General features: G+C 69.0%; 13 protein-coding genes and 1 tRNA gene. 10 read left to right on the top strand and 4 right to left on the bottom strand.

Annotation, left to right across the window (positions count from 1 at the left end; genetic code table 11):
• The first annotated feature begins 187 nt into the window (after nt 1-187).
• The 4 genes from ABJD39_RS14240 (at nt 188) to ABJD39_RS14225 (ending at nt 4796) form a co-directional block, all read left to right on the top strand.
• Entirely contained in the window at nt 188-877 is a 690-nt protein-coding gene (locus ABJD39_RS14240) for a TetR/AcrR family transcriptional regulator (RefSeq protein WP_348610069.1), read from the top strand.
• On the top strand, nt 874-2355 hold the full coding sequence (locus ABJD39_RS14235; protein WP_348610066.1) for an MATE family efflux transporter: 1482 nt from the start codon (nt 874-876) through the stop codon (nt 2353-2355). The genes ABJD39_RS14240 and ABJD39_RS14235 overlap by 4 nt, the downstream gene beginning before the upstream one ends.
• A gap of 370 nt (nt 2356-2725) precedes the next feature.
• The gene (locus ABJD39_RS14230) at nt 2726-3028 is read left to right on the top strand and encodes a hypothetical protein (protein WP_348610063.1); all 303 of its coding nucleotides are present in this window, start codon (nt 2726-2728) and stop codon (nt 3026-3028) included.
• A gap of 61 nt (nt 3029-3089) precedes the next feature.
• Nucleotides 3090-4796, top strand: a complete 1707-nt coding sequence (locus ABJD39_RS14225; RefSeq protein ID WP_348610060.1) for an aldehyde ferredoxin oxidoreductase C-terminal domain-containing protein — start codon at nt 3090-3092, stop codon at nt 4794-4796.
• Between the two features lie 41 nt (nt 4797-4837).
• Here the strand turns inward: ABJD39_RS14225 and ABJD39_RS14220 are convergent, their stop codons facing one another.
• The gene (locus ABJD39_RS14220) at nt 4838-5119 is read right to left on the bottom strand and encodes a ubiquitin-like small modifier protein 1 (RefSeq protein WP_348613656.1); all 282 of its coding nucleotides are present in this window, start codon (nt 5117-5119) and stop codon (nt 4838-4840) included.
• Between the two features lie 183 nt (nt 5120-5302).
• Here ABJD39_RS14220 and ABJD39_RS14215 point away from each other — a divergent pair, with 183 nt between their 5' ends.
• A complete protein-coding gene (locus ABJD39_RS14215) occupies nt 5303-5641 on the top strand; it encodes a hypothetical protein (protein ID WP_348610057.1) in 339 nt (112 codons plus the stop codon).
• A 54-nt stretch (nt 5642-5695) separates the two neighbouring features.
• Here ABJD39_RS14215 and ABJD39_RS14210 read toward each other — a convergent pair whose 3' ends face one another.
• Nucleotides 5696-6832, bottom strand: coding sequence for a hypothetical protein (locus ABJD39_RS14210; RefSeq protein ID WP_348610054.1), 1137 nt, complete (start codon nt 6830-6832; stop codon nt 5696-5698).
• A 443-nt stretch (nt 6833-7275) separates the two neighbouring features.
• Here ABJD39_RS14210 and ABJD39_RS14205 point away from each other — a divergent pair, with 443 nt between their 5' ends.
• The 3 genes from ABJD39_RS14205 to ABJD39_RS14195 all read left to right on the top strand — a co-directional run bounded on the left by ABJD39_RS14205 (nt 7276) and on the right by ABJD39_RS14195 (nt 10631).
• Complete coding sequence (locus tag ABJD39_RS14205) at nt 7276-7836, top strand: TATA-box-binding protein (protein WP_348610051.1); 561 nt, start codon at nt 7276-7278, stop codon at nt 7834-7836.
• A gap of 132 nt (nt 7837-7968) precedes the next feature.
• Complete coding sequence (locus tag ABJD39_RS14200; RefSeq protein WP_348610048.1) at nt 7969-8601, top strand: hypothetical protein; 633 nt, start codon at nt 7969-7971, stop codon at nt 8599-8601.
• A gap of 86 nt (nt 8602-8687) precedes the next feature.
• Nucleotides 8688-10631, top strand: coding sequence for a DEAD/DEAH box helicase family protein (locus tag ABJD39_RS14195; RefSeq protein WP_348610045.1), 1944 nt, complete (start codon nt 8688-8690; stop codon nt 10629-10631).
• Between the two features lie 31 nt (nt 10632-10662).
• Here the strand turns inward: ABJD39_RS14195 and ABJD39_RS14190 are convergent, their stop codons facing one another.
• Nucleotides 10663-11442 carry a hypothetical protein gene (locus tag ABJD39_RS14190; protein WP_348610042.1) on the bottom strand — a complete coding sequence of 260 codons (780 nt, stop codon included), beginning with the start codon at nt 11440-11442 and terminating at the stop codon, nt 10663-10665.
• A gap of 116 nt (nt 11443-11558) precedes the next feature.
• Between ABJD39_RS14190 and ABJD39_RS14185 the strand changes: the two genes are divergently transcribed.
• Both ABJD39_RS14185 and ABJD39_RS14180 read left to right on the top strand, forming a co-directional pair.
• Nucleotides 11559-11632: transfer RNA gene (locus ABJD39_RS14185), tRNA-Tyr, on the top strand.
• A 210-nt stretch (nt 11633-11842) separates the two neighbouring features.
• Nucleotides 11843-12721, top strand: a complete 879-nt coding sequence (locus ABJD39_RS14180) for a DUF4097 family beta strand repeat-containing protein (RefSeq protein WP_348610039.1) — start codon at nt 11843-11845, stop codon at nt 12719-12721.
• Nucleotides 12722-12959: 238 nt separating this feature from the next.
• On the opposite strand, the gene ABJD39_RS14175 is transcribed toward ABJD39_RS14180, so the two are convergent.
• The gene (locus tag ABJD39_RS14175; RefSeq protein ID WP_348610037.1) at nt 12960-13646 is read right to left on the bottom strand and encodes a sensor domain-containing protein; all 687 of its coding nucleotides are present in this window, start codon (nt 13644-13646) and stop codon (nt 12960-12962) included.
• Nucleotides 13647-13709: the final 63 nt, after the last annotated feature.

Raw genomic sequence — 13709 nt, 5'->3', positions numbered from 1 at the left:
TATAGCCGGCGACGTGCCCGAGGTGTGACATCGACGGTGCCAACCGACGGGAAGAGAGCGAACGACGCATGACAGCGTATCCCGAACCTCTCCGAATCCGAACCATTTTTGACTGACTGGCCAGTTAGCTAGGATAGACGCGACGACCGGTCCGTCGGGACCTCGCTGTCGCACTTCGAACCTCACGATGAGTCAAGAGCAGGACACACGGACGGCGTTCATGGAGGCGACGTACCGCGCGCTGTGTACGCACGGGTACGCCGACCTCACCATGCAGGACATCGCCGACGAGACGGACAAGAGCAAGGCGGCCCTCCACTACCACTTCGACGGGAAGGACGACCTCTTTCGGGAGTTCCTCGCGTACCTTCACGAAGGGTTCGCGGAGAAGATCGCCGATCACCCCGAGGGGACCCCGGTCGAGCAGTTGGTCGCGCTCGTTCGCCGGGTGCTCGATCCCGTGGACGAGGGGTCCGAACACCACTTCAATACGGCGTTCATGGAGATCAAAGCGCAGGCGCCGTACCGCGACGGCTACCGCGAGATCCTGCGCCGATTCGACTCCGATCTCCGCACCGAGATCGCCGACCTGGTGCGGGAGGCGATCGAGGACGGACAGTACGACGAAGGGACGGAGCCCGAAGCGGTCGCCGAACACGTCCTCACCTATATCCACGGGACGTGGACGCGTGCAGCAGCCATCGGCGCCGACGTGGTGACGATGCGCGAGCACCTCGTCGAGGACCTGCTCGACCTGCTCGTCGACGACGCGACCGTTCCTATCGGCGTCGAGGCGACCGGCGAGCAGGCGACCGCGACGGCCGACGGCGACGCGATCACGGGTAACGGATCGGACGACGTGGTGGGATCCGGATGACGGTTCCGGACCGCCTCTCGTCGGTGTTCAAGGGGCGAGACGAGTTCGATCTCACCGACGGGAGCATCGGCAAGCCGCTGTTTTACCTCTCGCTGCCGATCGTCGTCACCAATCTCCTGCAGACGGCGTACAACCTCGCCGACACGCTGTGGCTCGGCCGCTACAGCACCGAGGCGTTGGCGGCCATCTCGTTCGCGTTCCCGATGGTGTTTCTCCTGTTCTCGCTCGGGATGGGGGTCACCGTCGCGGGGTCGGTGCTCGTGGCACAACACATCGGCGCGGACGAGGAGGAGGAGGCGAAGTACGCCGCCTCTCAGACGGTCTCGTTCGCGATCATCGTCTCGCTCGTCCTCGGCGGCGTTGGCTACTTCATCGTCGGGGATCTGCTCGGCCTGCTCGGCGCGTCGCCCGAGGTGCTCCCGCTCGCGACGGACTACATGCGGGTCATCTCCTCGGGGCTGGTGTTCATGTTCGGGTTCTTCGTGTTCACCGCGCTCATGCGCGGCTACGGGGACACGATCACGCCGATGCTGGTGATGCTGCTCACGGTCGTCGTGAACATCGTCATCGACCCGTTCCTCATCTTCGGGTGGTGGATCTTTCCCGAGCTCGGCGTCGCCGGCGCCGCCTACGCGACCATCTTCTCGCGGGCGCTGGCGTTCGTCGTCGGCATGGCGATCATGCTCCGGGGCACCCGCGGCGTGCAGATCACCCCCGCGGACATGGTGCCGAACCTCACGTACGCGAAGAAGATCGTCCGCATCGGCGTTCCCGCCTCGATCGAGGGGACCGGCCGGTCGCTGTCGGTGAACCTGATGCTCGTCATCGTCGGGCTGTTCCCGACGACGGTCGTCGCCGGCTACGGGATCGGCGTCCGCGTGTTCTCGGTCATCTTCCTCCCGGCGATCGCCGTCGCCCGCGGGGTCGAAACGATGACCGGACAGAACATCGGCGCCGAGAAGCCCGACCGTGCGGCGACGGCCGCCGGGATCGCCGCCAAGACGATGTTGGCGATCCTCGGCGGCCTCGGGATCGTGGTGATCCTCACGGCCCGGCCGATCGCGGCGGTGTTCACCGACGACCCCGCGGTGGTCGCCGTGACCGCCGACTTCCTGCGCTGGGTCGCGCCGACGTTCGGGTTTATCGGCGTCATGCGCGCCTACACCGGCAGCTTCCGGGGCGCCGGCAAGACCATGACCGCCGCCGCCATCTCCGTTTTGATGCTCGGGTTCATCCGGCTGCCCGTGGCGCTGGGGCTGGCGAGACCCGACATCCTCGGCCTCCCGCTGCCCGCGTTCGGGTCGACCGGGATCTGGATGGCGTTCGCGGTCTCGAACACCGCCGGCGCGATCATCGCGTACCTCTGGTACCGGCGCGGAACCTGGCGCGACGCCGACCCCCGCGGCGAGGTACCCGTCGGCGACGACGACGAGGACGAGGATCGCTCGGACGCGACCGTCGCACCGACCGACGACTGACGGCCGTCGCGCCGACCGTCAGGAGTTGCGATCGGCAGACAGCGTCTGCTGTTCGAGTCCCCAAACGGAGGGCCGCGCTTCGACTTACGGGGAGTGCTGACAGGCGACGCCGGTATCGCGAGTTCGACGGCGCTCGGCCGATCTGCGCCGTCGTTCCCGCTGCGATTCGCTGGGCGAGGCGTCGCACACCCGCGTGCACCCAGCGATCGTGTTCAGGTGATACCGCGAGTGCACCCGGTATCGCAGATGAACGTTCGCGTCGCGTCAGCCGCGGTGACCCCCTGCACCCGGTGTGAACCGCCGAACTCTTCGAGTCTCGAACGCCGGGACTCGACAGGTCATTTTTACTCTGACGCGGCGATATTCGGACATGAGCGCTGAACCGCGCGAGGAGGCCACCGACGGTAGCGAGGAGATCCGTGTGTGGCTCGTCGAGCGGACGTACGGCGACGACGAACTGAACATCGTCATCCTCGTGTACGCCGACGAGACGGGCGAGCGCTACTTCCGCAAGGAGCGCGCGCTGACGAGTTTCACCGACGAGCGCGAGACGCCGGTGTCGCAGGTCGTCACCGCGGACGAACTCGGTCGGACCGACGAGGCGAACCGCGAGCGCTACGCCGCGGAGGCCGATCGGATGGCGGACGCCCACGACCCCACCGACACCGTCTGAAGCGTCGTCTCGCCCCGTCGACAGAGGTACCGTTTTATTCCGAGCGCCGAAACCGGCGTGTATGCTCACCGCGAAGGGACCGCTTTTGACGGTCGACGTAACCGAGCGCGCCGTCGAGGAGACGGACATCTCGGAGACGCTCTCGGAGTTCATCGGCGGTCGCGCGGCCGCGACGGCGCTGGCACACGAGCGCATTCCCGCCGACGCCGACCCGTTCGGCCCCGAGAACCGCGCGTACCTCTCGACCGGACCGCTCCAAGTGAGCCGGATGAGCTTCACCGGCCGCATGAACATGACGGGGCTGTCGCCGCTGACGGACGGGCTCGCGTCGACGAACGCCGGCGGCTACCTCTCGCGCAACTTCGCGGACACGGGGTACTCGGTCGTCGAGTTCGTCGGCGCGAGCGACGAGCCGCTCGCGATCCACGTCCGCGACGACGGCGTCTCCTTCGAGAGCGTGCCCGAGTTGTCGGGCGCTGAGGTGTCCGCGGTGTCCGAGTACATGGCCGACGAACACGACCTCGGCCCGGAACACTGCATCACGATCGGGCCGGCCGGCGAGAACCTCGTCCGGTTCGCCTCGGTGATGACGTTCGACTCCCGGGCGTTCGGTCGCGGCGGCCTCGGCGCCGTCCTCGGGAGCAAGAACGTGAAGTGCGTCACGTTCGCCGGCGACGGCAGCGCCCGCCCCGACATCGAGGTGTCGAACCCGCCCGCGATGGACGTTCATCGGGAGGCCGCGACCTCGGACGACCGGATGAAGCGCCAGGGGACGACCGGGGGGACGGAGTTCATCAACGACAACTTCGCGCTCCCGACGCGCTACTTCGACGAGTACGAGTTCGAGTCCGCGGCGGCCATCGGCGGGAACGCTGTCGAGGAGAAGAAGTACAGGAAGGGCGCCTGCTCGCAGTGTGCGTACGCGTGTAAGCTCCCGACCCGCGACGAGGAGCGCGGTATCGAGACCGAGGGGCCGGAGTTCGAGACCGTCTACGCGTTCGGCTCGTGTCAGGGCGTCGGCGACATCGTCGACGTGATGGAGGCCAACGAGCTGTGTGACGAACTCGGGATGGACACCATCTCCGCGGGCGTCACGGTCGCCGCCTACCTCAAGAGCGAGGAGGCGTTCGGGGACGCCGAGTTGGCACGGGAGGTGCTCCGGGAGATCGCGACCCGCGAGACCGACCGCGGCGACCTCCTCGCGGAGGGCGTCCACCGCGCCCACGAGCAGTTGGGCGTGACCGACTACACGGTGAAGGGGATGGAGTTCGCCGCCCACGACGGCCGCGTCCTCCACGGGCAGGGGCTCTCGTACGCCGTCGCGAACCGCGGCGCCGACCACATGTACGCGGGGATGCTGGGGCTGGAGTACTCGGGCGAACTCGACCCCGAGGGCACGCTCGGGAAGGCCGAACGGCTGGTCCACGAGGAGAACCGAAACGTCGTCCGCGACTCGGGTATCGTCTGCGCGTTCGCCGGCGACTATATCACCGACGAGCGCCTCGCCGCGCTGTTGGAGACCGACTACGAGCACCTGCTAGAGATCGGTGCCCGCGTCGTCGCCCGCGAGCGCCACTTCAACAACCGGCGCGGGACGGACGCCGCGGACGACGGCCTTCCGTACGCCGACGAGGTGCCCGACCTCGACGCCGCGATCGCGGAGTACTACGGGGCCCGCGGGTGGAACGCCGACGGCACCGTCCCGGAGAACGCGCTCGATTCGCCCTCGGACGCCGCCGTCGGATTCCGAGCCGCCGCCGACGACTGAGGCGGCGACGAGGCCGACTCGCCGCGGCGGTGCCGTCCGCGTTAGCCCCCGTACACGGACGGAACCAGCCGGATCACGTCGCCGTCGTCGAGCGCGGTGTCGACGCCGTCGAGGTGGCGGACGTCCGTTTTCGCCTTCGTCACCACCGTCGATCCGGCGATCGTCTCCCGATCCTCGTCGACCAGCCGTCTCCCGAGTTCCGGGTAGGTCCGCTCGAGCTCCCGGAGGAGGTCGCCGACGGTGGCAGCGTCCGTCTCACGGACGACCGTCTCGACGCCGGCGTCCTCGCGGAAGGGGCCGAACAGCCGACACTCGACTTCGATCGCCATACTCCGGCGTCGGTCGCGAACGGGTATGTAGCTTCGGACGCGTCGCCGCCGTCACTGCAGACGCGTCGCCGCCGTCGCTGCAGACGCGTCGCCGCCGTCACTGCAGACGCGTCACCCTTCCGACGCGTCGCCGCCCACCCGACGGACTCTTGCGGCCCCGCTGAGAACCTCGGATCGATGAGCGACGACGGCGCCGGCGACGCCGACCCGACCGCCCCCGAAGCCCCGGGATCCGCCGACGACGAGGGCGACACCTTCGGCGTCGGCATCCACGTGACCAACGACGAGTTCCGGTTCGTCGTCCACGTCCCCTCCGACATCGACTCCGGATGGCGCGACCCCGACGAGTTCCAGCGGCTGATCGAGGTGGCTACCTGGGAACGACTCGACCAACGGGAGACGCTTCGCGCGGTCGCGCGGACGACCGCGGAGGGAGAGACGGTGACGCTGGGAACGGTGACGATGCGTCCCGGCGGCGACGTGGTCGACCACTCGCTCGCCCCGCCGGAGGAGTGAGTCGACGGAAACCGCCTCGCCGGTGCGCGGTAACGAGCCGCGTCAGCCGGTCAGCTAGTCGTCAGGCTTCGTGAGAAGCGACCCGATCGTGTCGACGCGGGTCGGGTCGTACCGGGTGAGGTCGTACCGATTGGCCGCGACGGTGTCGCCCCACACGTCGAGCGCGCCGAGCGTGACGAGCGCCTGCAGCGTCGCCCCGAGCGTTCGGGGCGTCGTCTCCGGATCGTGGATGCTCGCGTGGATCTGTTTCGACTGCGGGTAGCTCATCTCCACCGCGGTCAGTCCCCGGCGCGCCTCGCGCCAGTGGGTTCGGAGGTATCCGAAGTTGGTCGGGTCGCTGCGGCGGAGGTGCGCGATCAACCGCTCCGTGAGCGCCCGCTCGGCGTCGTCGTCGGCCGGAACCCGGCGAGACAGTGCCGAGAGGACGGCGTCGTCGTCGTTGGTCGCGGTCGACGTGTGGAACTCCAGCCCCGATGCCGCGGCCGCCTCGACGAGACCCGAGATGATCGACTCGACGTCGGCGTCACTGGGAACAAGCGCGCCGACGTCGTCGACGACGACCGTGCCGCCGGCGCCGGGGTCGTCGCCGAGGTCGGACAGCACCGTCTCGAGGTACTGGATCGGATCGGAGAGGGGGGCCTCGACGGTGCCGATGGCGACTCCGCCGGCGATCGGCTGGCCGGCGGATCCTGGCGAGGGGGAGACTGCACCGCCGCGGACCGTCTCCTCGACGCTGATGAGGTACGATCGTCCGGACGAGGACGGCCCCGCCGCCTCGACGGCGCGGTGCCACCCGTCGACCGACCGGTCGGCGAGGAGGGCGACGTGAACGCCCCCGACGGCGGCGGCCGCGCTCGCGAGCGACGCCTCGTCGGCGTGGATCGCGCCGACAGAACGCTCGACGGCCTCGCCGGACATGTTACCATCAACGGCACACGCGCCAGACATAAATTTACTGGGAACGACCTCGGAAGTGATGTCACACGTCGCCGAGCTCCCCACAGTCCGCGAGCGATGAACCGCGAGCACGACCCGGAACGCCCGATCGCGGCCGTGCAGAACGCCGCCGTCGAACACGCACTGACGGCCGGCGAGTCGCGCGACGCGCTCGCGCTCGTCGGCGCGCTCGAGCCGCTCCGGGCACGACCGCCCGGCTCCGACGGCGGACTCGGTCGGCTCGATGACAGTCACGACTGGGGGTCCGCGTCGGATCTGTCGCCTCGCTCTCGTTCTCACTCGCCCCGGAGTGTGCCTTCGATGGCGCTCTCGGCGGTGCTCACTGCGTTGACTGGGCTCCATGTGCAGTCGACGCGGGACCGCTCGGCTCCGGTACCGTCTCCGGCAGCGACGGAACCACACGTCCCAGGCGAGGGCGTTGGCGACGACGCGAGCGCGCCGCCGGTCGTCGTCGGCGCCGTCGTCGCTTGCGAGCGATTCGATCTGTCCCCTGCGTACGCGGCATCGCTCGCGGACTGTGGGGTATCGGCGGTCCGACAGGTGCTCGTCGAGCGTGGCGGCGCGGGCGGCTCGGCGAACGACCCTCCGAGCGACCGATGACCGGGAGGCGGCGACCGCGGAGACACCCGGCTTTATAACCCCACGGTTTATAAAGGAACGCAGAGGAACGACGACGCATGACGGACCCGGCAGAATCCATCGAGATTCAGAACGTTGTAGCATCGACGGGGATCGGGCAAGAGCTCGACCTCGAAGCCCTGGCCGAGGACCTTCCGGGCGCGGACTTCAACCCGGACAACTTTCCCGGTCTGGTGTACCGAACGCAGGAACCGAAGGCGGCCGCGCTCATCTTCCGGTCCGGGAAGATCGTCTGTACGGGCGCCAAGAGCATCGACGACGTGCACGAGGCCCTCGGGATCATCTTCGAGAAACTCCGCGGGCTGAAGATTCCGGTCGAGGAGGACCCGGACATCACCGTCCAGAACATCGTCTCGTCGGCCGATCTGGGCCACCAGCTCAACCTCAACGCCCTCGCGATCGGCCTCGGGCTCGAGGACGTCGAGTACGAGCCCGAGCAGTTCCCCGGCCTCGTCTACCGGATGGACGAGCCGGACGTGGTGATCCTCCTGTTCGGCTCGGGGAAGATCGTCATCACCGGCGGCAAGCGCACCGACGACGCCGAGGAAGCGGTCGAGGAGATCGTCGAGCGCATCGAGGCGCTCGGTCTCCTCGGCTAACGCCTCCCCTCCACTGGTTCCCGTCGCCGCGATTAGCGACCCCATACCGATCGGTCCGCGTCGCGACCGGCGTCGGAACGCCGTGTTGTCGGGGAAATAAGTATATACTCGGAGTGCACAGTGCCCGACATAGTGGCTTCCCGACAGGGCGCCGCTGACGTTCCCACGGCGTCGGCGCACACCGGTCGCGGCGGCTCGTCCACGAACACCCGGGCACGCACCCACACGCCGGAGACCCCCGAACGGGCGCGTGGCGTCTCGGCCCCGCCCGAACGCGACCCCGGACAGTACGCGCAGACGGACCACTTCCGATATCGCCTGCGCCAGCAGGGTCGCTACATCACGCTCCCCGTCGCCGGCGACGCGATCAGGAACGGCCAGCTCCGGTGGAACTCCACGGACGGGTGGCGGTTCGCGATCGTTCGCGACGGCGTCAGGTTCGTGATCGTCATCGGCGACACGGACACTCCCTCTCCCGTGCTCGTCACCGGCTGGACGGAGATAGCCGACTGGGACGCCGCGACGGCGTCCGACCGCTGGGACGACGCCGACGTCAACACGATCCAACTGCGCGCGGACCTCTCCGAGCACAAGGAACGACAGATCCCCGGCCGGATCCGCCCGCGCGTCGTCACCCGTTCGTTCGCGGTCGGGGGCCACCGCGTCCGCACCGCCGCCGGCGACGGGTACGTCGGGTGTGTCGACTGCGGCGCGCGCTTCCGCTCGAAACGCGAACTGTGCGAGCTCCCCTGCGACGCGCGCTGACGGCGGGGAGCACCACTTCACGGCTTCCATCCGAAGCCGGCCGCCAGGCACGGTTCCTTTACGCGCCGGCGACGTAACCGCGAGTGATGACTGACGACGGCGATGAGCCGCCCGTGGGCGATGACGACGGTGGCGTCGGCGCGGACGGCGACATCGTCGATGACGGCGTCGCCAACGGGACCGACGACGAGGCCGTTCCCGATGAAACCGCTCTTGACGGGACCGCCACCGACCTCACGATCGGCGGCTTCTACGACGCGATCGAGGCGGCCCGGCGTCCGGTGCTCACTGCCTCACAGGTCGCCCGAGAGACCGACCGAACGCAGGCGGAGGCGCGCGAGCACCTCGACGCGCTCGCCGAGGAGGGGACCGTCGAGCGCGTCGACGTGGAGCCCGATCCGGTGGTGTACTACCCGACCTCGTGGGGCGACCTCGCCGAGCGCGAGCGGGTGGTCATGTTCCCGACGCGGCGCCAGATCGTGGTCGATCAGCCGACGCAGTACACTCGTGCGATGCTCGCCGACTTCGCGCACCTCGTCGACTCCACGGGGACGGAGCCGGGAACCCGCGGCTACCTCTATGAGATCCGGCAGGAGGACGTCTGGGCCGCGCCGTTCGATGAGTTCTCGGGGTTGCTCGCGCGGATGCGGTCGGTGCTGCCGCGGCGCTCGCCGCATCTGGAGGAGTGGGCCGAGAACCAGTGGAAGCGGGCCCGGCAGTTCCGCCTGCGAACCCACGAGGACGGCTACGTGATCCTCGAGGCGGACCGGGAGGAGCTGATGGGCAACGTCGCCCGCCAGAAGCTCGACGAGACGGTGTTACAGGCGGACCTCTCGGACACGGAGTCGTGGGTGAACGAACACGAGATCGGCCACGTGAAGCGCGTGCTGTACGAGGCGGGCTACCCCGTGATCGACGAGCGTGACCTGGAGTCGGGCGACCCGCTCGACGTGACGCTGAAGGCGGAGCTTCGGGCGTACCAGGCGGACTGGGTCGACCGATTCATCGAGCAGCGGGCGGGAGTGTTCGTCGCACCGCCCGGGTCGGGCAAGACAGTCGCCGCGCTGGGTGCCCTGGAGGCGGTCGGCGGCGAGACGCTGATCCTCGTCCCCTCGCGGGAACTCGCGGGACAGTGGCACGCCGAACTGCTGGAACACACCGACCTCGACGACGAGCAGATCGGCGAGTACCACGGCGGCGAAAAGGAGATCGCCCCGGTAACGATCGCGACGTACCAGACGGCGGGGATGGACCGCCACCGCTCGTTGTTCGACTCCCGCGAGTGGGGGCTCGTGATCATGGACGAAGCACACCACATTCCCGCCCCGATATTCCGTCGGGCCGCGGATCTTCAGACCAAACACCGCCTCGGGTTGTCGGCGACTCCGATACGGGAGGACGACAACGAGGAGGAGATCTTCACGCTGATCGGCCCGCCGATCGGCACCGACTGGGGTGCGCTGTTCGACGCCGGCTTCGTCCAGGAGCCGGAGGTCGAGATCCGGTACGTGCCGTGGCGCGACGACGAGGCACAGAACGAGTGGGCCAGCGCCGACGGCCGTGAACGTCACATGGCCGCCGCACGCAACCCCGCGAAGGCCGACGAGGTGCGTCGCCTCCGTGAGCGCCACGGCGACGCGAGGGCGCTCGTGTTCGTCGACTACCTCGACCAGGGCGAGGCGCTCGCGGCGGCGCTTGGCGTCCCGTTCGTCTCCGGGGAGACGCGCCACCACGTCCGGCAGCGCCTGTTCGAGGAGTTCCGGCAGGGCGAGCGCGACACCCTCGTCGTCTCGCGGATCGCCGACGAGGGGATCGACCTGCCGAACGCCGGGCTCGCGATCGTCGCGTCGGGACTGGGCGGGAGTCGCCGCCAGGGAGCCCAACGCGCCGGCCGGACGATGCGCCCAACCGGCTCAGCGCTGGTGTACGTGCTCGCCACCCGCGGGACCAGCGAGGAGGACTTCGCCCAGCGGCAGATGAACCACCTCGCGGAGAAGGGCGTCCGCGTCCACGAGCGCACCGTCGAGTAGGCCATCGCCGACCGGCCACTCGACGCGCGAGTTAGTTCCCGCCGTCCTCGAACGACGGTTCCTCCCACTTCGCGTCCGAGTCGACCGGGTCGGTCGCGTGCTCGATCTGCTCCTCGGAGAAGTCCACCTCGTGGAGCGCCATGTTCAGCCGCTGCCAGCGGGCGCTTCGGTCGTCCTCGCCCTCCGGACCGACTCGGGCGCCGTGGGTCTTGAAGAACTCCCCGCCGCGGCCCAACCGACTGCCCTCGCCGGTGTGCTTGTCAAAGGCGACGTCGTACTCTCCGCCGGGTTCGAACTCGCCGACCGGGAAGTCGATCTGCGGTTCCTCGCCGCGTTCGCGGGCCTCCGTCCGTGCCCCCGCGGCGTTACGGAAGAACTCGTCGGCGTTCGGCGACTCCCGCGAGGAGGTCGCCCGGGCACACGCGAGGGCGGCGTGGACCGCACAGATCCGGCCGCGCCACTCGCCGGGCTCCCAGCGCTCGGTCGCGAGTTCCTCGTAGCGCTCGACGAGCAGCGCGACCTCCTGCCCGGCGCGGAGGTCCTCGACGACGTACAGGTGGAGGCGGTCCCAGAGGTTCCACGCGAACCCCGAGCGCGCGAGCTCCCACGCGGCCCACGCGGCGACCTCCTCGTCCGAGCGCCGAACCGCCTTCTGAAGCAGACTCGACACTGCATACCGGTTGTATCCGCCGTCGGTCTCGTCGGCCCCCTTCGGCTCGCCGAAGTCGTTCGCGCCGTCGGCGTCGGGGTCGCGCTCGGAGAGGTCGCCGCCGGCGCCGAACGTCGCCTGTCGGCTCTCGTCATCGGCCATAGCTGCGGGTGTTTCGCGCGGGCGATAAACCCCGCGACGGAACCGTGACTCGACGTGACGAGGCGGGGTCGAATGAGAACCCTTAAGTCCGAATCGGCGGGTATCTGTTCATGTATCCGGGTTTAGCTCAGCCTGGTAGAGCAGCCGACTGTAGATCGGCTTGCCCCCCGTTCAAATCGGGGAACCCGGACTTCTGTTGCTGCCGTCGCGAGCGAACGAAGTGAGTGAGCCGGCAGCAACGCAGGCGATCAGTGAGCCGATTTGGGCACGGAAGACGCGCGCAGCGGAGCGAGCACGTCCGCAGGAGTTCAAATCGGGGAACCCGGACTTCTCGCGGTATGTCGCTCGCGCTCGCTGATCACGATTATATATAAACGTTGCCACGAGTTGTCGAGCGAACATGGTTCGTCATCGCTTGAAGGAGTGGGCAGTCGAACGCGAGAACGTGAGCGGACACCTCACGCGTCGCCGCGTCCTCGCGGGCGGCGCAACGGCCCTCCTGGCATCGATCGCCGGCTGCAGCGGCGCGACGCCGTTCGTCGGCAAGCGAACCGAGCGCGCCGAGACGGTCCCCGTCGACGGCGCGGAGCGACTCGTCGCCCGAACGGATCTGGGCGACGTGACGCTCCGTGCGGAAGAGCGCGACGATATCGGCGTTCGGATCACGAAGCAAGCAAGTAGCGTCACGGCCGAGCTCTCAGATCTCACCTTTCGGGTCGAACGGTCGGGGGGCGACCTCGTCCTCCGTTCGGAGTTCACCGGGGACACGGAGTTCTTCGGCGGCCGCCCGTCGATGTCGTTCGACGTGACGCTGCCCCGGTCGCTCCCGGTGTCGTCCGTTCGGAGTTCGGTCGGCGACGTCTCCGTCGAGGGCGTCGACGGCGACGTGGACGCCGAGACGGACACCGGCGACGTCCGCCTCCGTGGCGTCTCGGGGGCGGTGCGGGCGGCGGCGTCGACCGGCGACGTGACGGTGACCGGTCCCGACGCGATCCGGGGCGCCCGGACCCAGACCGGCGACGTGACCGCCGACGTTCCCGATCTCGACGGCGACGTTCGGGTCGAGTCTCGAACCGGCGACGTCGCGGTCGCGGTCGGCGATGCCGTTGACGCCGACTTGCGGGTCACCACCGGCACCGGCGACGTGTCGGTCAGCGGGGTGTCGCTGTCGGACGCAGCCCGGAGCGACGACCTCGTGACCGGCACGCTCGGCGACGGCGGCCCCGCCCTCGCCATCGAGACCCGGACCGGCGACGCGTCGGTCTCCCCGCTGAACTGAATCCCCGCTGAACTGAACGCGGTCCCCTCGCTTCGGCCCTCCCCCTCGTTTTCGATCGATTCGCCGATGGCTCTCCGTCGGGGCTGATCGCATTCATTTGACGGCCGACTGTGTCGCATCCGCGCTCGTCCGTCTCCACAGATCGCGAGCTGCCATACGTCGAGGTCGCCACGGCGGACCGTGCGGGTCGACGGGTGGATCGTCTGGAACGATAAGCCGAAAAGAGCGTGGCAGGGTATCAGGCGTCGGTTCGGGTGTTCTCGTCCGAGCCGGAGTCTCCGCTGTCCTTCGTGTCGACGGGTCCGTCGCCGACGAGCGTCGACGTGACCGCCGCGGCGACGCGTCCGAGGAGGTTCGCGGCGTACAGCGTGAGCAGGCCGACGAGCGCGCCGAGCCCCGCGGCCCCGAGCGCTCGCGGCAGCGTGTTCACGCGGTACACCCCGATCTGATAGTCGATCAGCAGGAACTCGCCGTACGCGAGCGGCGCGACCAGCAGCCCCGACGCCAACGACAGACCCGTCGTCAACACGACGAGCGCGATCACGGCCAGCACCATCCGCCAGCAGAGGTACAGCAGGCCGGTCCACGTCGGCCGGGCGAACACGAGCCGCTTGCAGAACTCCACGACACCGAGGTCCCGCGACGGGAACCACGGCGACACCTCGACGCCGAGCAGGCCCGCTGTCAGCTTCGCGTCCGCCCAGACAACCGCGACCGCAAGCAGCAGCGTTCCCAGCACCGCCACCGGGCCGAGAATCGTGACGCTCAGTCCCAGCGAAAGCGACCCGGCGATCGAGAACGCGATCAGGTAGCCGAACCCGAGCGGGACCGCCAGCGCGAGATACAGGAGGCTTCGGTACGTGCGGGGATCGAGGGGCGCGCCGGCGAACGAGGCGAGCGCGTCCCGGTAGGGTGTCGTCGTCATGCGACGGCGGATACTGCGGTCCGAGGGCCGGTAAAACGGGACCGCCGGCTGTTCGCCCGCCGG

It is taken from the genome of Halobaculum rarum, assembly GCF_040025155.1.
In the GTDB taxonomy this organism is placed as follows: Archaea; Halobacteriota; Halobacteria; order Halobacteriales; family Haloferacaceae; genus Halobaculum; species Halobaculum rarum.
The sequence above is the reverse complement of the archived record's forward strand: the minus strand, read 5'-3'. Positions and strand labels throughout refer to the sequence as shown.

Bases quoted from the DNA above. Each gene is read 5' to 3' on its own strand.
- ABJD39_RS14195 (WP_348610045.1), top strand. From the start codon at position 8,688: ATGACTGACGACGGCGATGAGCCGCCCGTGGGCGATGACGACGGTGGC.
- ABJD39_RS14180 (WP_348610039.1), top strand. From the start codon at position 11,843: ATGGTTCGTCATCGCTTGAAGGAGTGGGCAGTCGAACGCGAGAACGTG.
- ABJD39_RS14235 (WP_348610066.1), top strand. From the start codon at position 874: ATGACGGTTCCGGACCGCCTCTCGTCGGTGTTCAAGGGGCGAGACGAG.
- ABJD39_RS14225 (WP_348610060.1), top strand. From the start codon at position 3,090: ATGCTCACCGCGAAGGGACCGCTTTTGACGGTCGACGTAACCGAGCGC.
- ABJD39_RS14230 (WP_348610063.1), top strand. From the start codon at position 2,726: ATGAGCGCTGAACCGCGCGAGGAGGCCACCGACGGTAGCGAGGAGATC.
- ABJD39_RS14205 (WP_348610051.1), top strand. From the start codon at position 7,276: ATGACGGACCCGGCAGAATCCATCGAGATTCAGAACGTTGTAGCATCG.
- ABJD39_RS14175 (WP_348610037.1), bottom strand. From the start codon at position 13,646: ATGACGACGACACCCTACCGGGACGCGCTCGCCTCGTTCGCCGGCGCG.
- ABJD39_RS14190 (WP_348610042.1), bottom strand. From the start codon at position 11,442: ATGGCCGATGACGAGAGCCGACAGGCGACGTTCGGCGCCGGCGGCGAC.
- ABJD39_RS14240 (WP_348610069.1), top strand. From the start codon at position 188: ATGAGTCAAGAGCAGGACACACGGACGGCGTTCATGGAGGCGACGTAC.
- ABJD39_RS14215 (WP_348610057.1), top strand. From the start codon at position 5,303: ATGAGCGACGACGGCGCCGGCGACGCCGACCCGACCGCCCCCGAAGCC.